This is a genomic window from Thiolapillus sp. (genome assembly GCF_048562965.1).
GTDB lineage: Bacteria > Pseudomonadota > Gammaproteobacteria > Chromatiales > Chromatiaceae > Thiolapillus > Thiolapillus brandeum_A.
This window is the reverse complement of record NZ_JBHNMF010000543.1, coordinates 1-2,109: the sequence shown is the minus strand read 5'-3', so window position 1 is coordinate 2,109 and position 2,109 is coordinate 1. Positions and strand designations below refer to the sequence as shown.

The window sequence follows — 2,109 nt, the reverse complement described above, 5'->3', positions numbered from 1 at the left end:
ACAAAAAGAGGCCTATTTCCAGTGGGGCGGTGAAATTTCCGGGCTAGAAAAGCTGTAGGCATGAAGCACACCGACCGTTATATAGCACCCGCTACCAGCCGTGTGGATTATGAATTCGATGACGGGCGTGCCTACAGCATCACCTCCTCCTGTACGCCACAGGATGAATTTCAAACCCGTGTATTCACTGTCATCAGTTTCAGGCGCGGTTGGCTGGGACCGCTGGTGCGCCTGTTTTTTCATCCCCTCTCCCGGCTGATCATCCAGCAGGACGTGCGCATGCTGGCACTTCAGCAGGAGAACATCCGGCATCAGGGAAAAGCGGATTTCAAAGCGCTGGATCAGGATGTGTTGTATCGCCCCATTATGGCGTGGCGCAAGGCATTGCGGCAGGGCGGTACGTTTCCTGAGGCCGGTGATCAGTGGCAGGTGGAGCTGAAGCTGTGAGCGGGAAGACCCGACTCGCTGCGCGTGTCCTGGGTATCTCCGACTTGAGTGCAGCGCATGCTGAAAGCATGTACCGCCTTTACAGCAGATACTATGCCGGTGGCAGTCATTCCCGGTTCATGCAGGATCTGTCGCAGAAGGACTACTGCATCCTGTTGCAGGATGAGCGGCAGGCTGTGCGCGGGTTTACGACGCTGGCCATCAGTGAGCATGTTATCTCCAACCAGCGTCTGCGTTGCCTGTTTTCCGGAGACACAGTCATTCAGCATCAGTTCTGGGGAGAGCAGACATTGCCACGCGCCTGGTGCAGATTTGCGGGACATCTCAAAGCGCAAGAGCCGCAGCTGCCTCTGTACTGGCTGCTGATTGTGAAAGGTCATCGCACTTATCGCTATCTGAAGGTTTTTTCCCGGCGTTATTTTCCGGCGGTCAACTGCCAGACCCCGGAACCGGTCCGGCGCATCATGGACTGCCTGGCACAGGAACGCTTTGGACAGTGCTATGATGCGACAACAGGCGTGATCCATTTTCCCGGAAGCCGGGGATATCTCAAACCCGAGTGGGCCGCGCTGGATGACAATAAGCAGGGTAAACCTGAAGTCGCCTTTTTTCTGGAAAAGAATCCGGGACATGGACAGGGAGATGAACTGGTTTGCCTGACAGAACTGGTTGAAAGCAATCTGAAACGTCAGGCTTTGCAGGCGTTTTGCCGAGGAATGGAGACATGAACAGACTATTTGCGATACTGCTGCCGATACTTTTGTCGGCGTCCCTGATGGCTGCTGAACCCGCCGACAGAGAGAAAGATCATCAGCAGCTGCGACAGCTGCTGGATGACGCCAGCGAGGCGATCAATCAGCAGGATGCTGTCAGGCTGCGCTCACTGTTGGCTACAGAATTTGTCGTTACCATGGTGAATCAGGAACGCATGATCGAGGCAGCGCAGCTGAATGATTTTTTCGAGAAGCATTTTGTGGGAGAGAGCGCTCCCCTGAAAAGCATCACTGTGACACCGGAAGCGGATGCGCCGTCGCGTTTCCTGGATGACGATGTTGCCGTGGCGTACGGTCATTCCGATGATATCTATGTACTGAAAAATGGTGAGGAAGTAAAGATTCCCGCGTTGTGGACCGCCACTTTGGTCAGGCAAAAGGATGGCTGGAAGATTCGCGCCTTTCATGCCGGTGTGAACCTGCTGGACAACCCGGTGCTGGCGGCTGCCCAGAACCATCTTTGGCAAATGGCTGCGGCAGGTGCTGTGGCCGGTTCCCTGCTGATGCTGTTGCTGGTTCGCCTGTTCAGAAAAAAAGAATCCGAATTGAGGAAAAACGACCATGAAACGTAGAGATTTTCTGGCTGCCACGGCAGCCTCGGGTGTCATGCTGAGCATGCCCGGTATCCTGAACGCTGCGGGGGAAGGGCTTTCCACCCATGTGCCGGACAAACCCTTCCTGAGCTGGTTCAATGTGGATGAAGCGGTCATGCGCAAGGTTATGAGTGAACTCGTGGCCCGCGGCGCCGATGCGGCTGATCTGTACTTCGAACGTAACTACTCACCCCTATCAGCATAGAGCTGTCCCGAAAAGGCCATTTGAATGGCGACCAGCGGATTGTATCCCTGATTTGCCATGGTCTGCAGGTAACTGGAGATGCGGCAATAGG

General features: G+C 55.0%; 4 protein-coding genes. All 4 read left to right on the top strand.

Features of this window, described 5'->3' with window-relative positions:
* Window positions 1-60 precede the first annotated feature (60 nt).
* From ACOCD2_RS17470 to ACOCD2_RS17455, 4 genes are read left to right on the top strand one after another with little or no spacing between them, the layout of a single operon-like run.
* Window positions 61-447, top strand: a complete 387-nt coding sequence (locus ACOCD2_RS17470; protein ID WP_293674950.1) for a hypothetical protein — start codon at window positions 61-63, stop codon at window positions 445-447.
* Window positions 444-1,175 carry a hypothetical protein gene (locus ACOCD2_RS17465; protein WP_293674949.1) on the top strand — a complete coding sequence of 244 codons (732 nt, stop codon included), beginning with the start codon at window positions 444-446 and terminating at the stop codon, window positions 1,173-1,175. Before ACOCD2_RS17470 ends, ACOCD2_RS17465 begins: the two co-directional genes overlap by 4 nt.
* Window positions 1,172-1,792: a nuclear transport factor 2 family protein gene (locus tag ACOCD2_RS17460; RefSeq protein WP_293674947.1), complete on the top strand. Its 621-nt coding sequence runs from the start codon at window positions 1,172-1,174 to the stop codon at window positions 1,790-1,792. Before ACOCD2_RS17465 ends, ACOCD2_RS17460 begins: the two co-directional genes overlap by 4 nt.
* Window positions 1,782-2,018, top strand: coding sequence for a hypothetical protein (locus ACOCD2_RS17455; RefSeq protein WP_293674946.1), 237 nt, complete (start codon window positions 1,782-1,784; stop codon window positions 2,016-2,018). The genes ACOCD2_RS17460 and ACOCD2_RS17455 overlap by 11 nt, the downstream gene beginning before the upstream one ends.
* The last annotated feature ends 91 nt before the right edge of the window (window positions 2,019-2,109 follow it).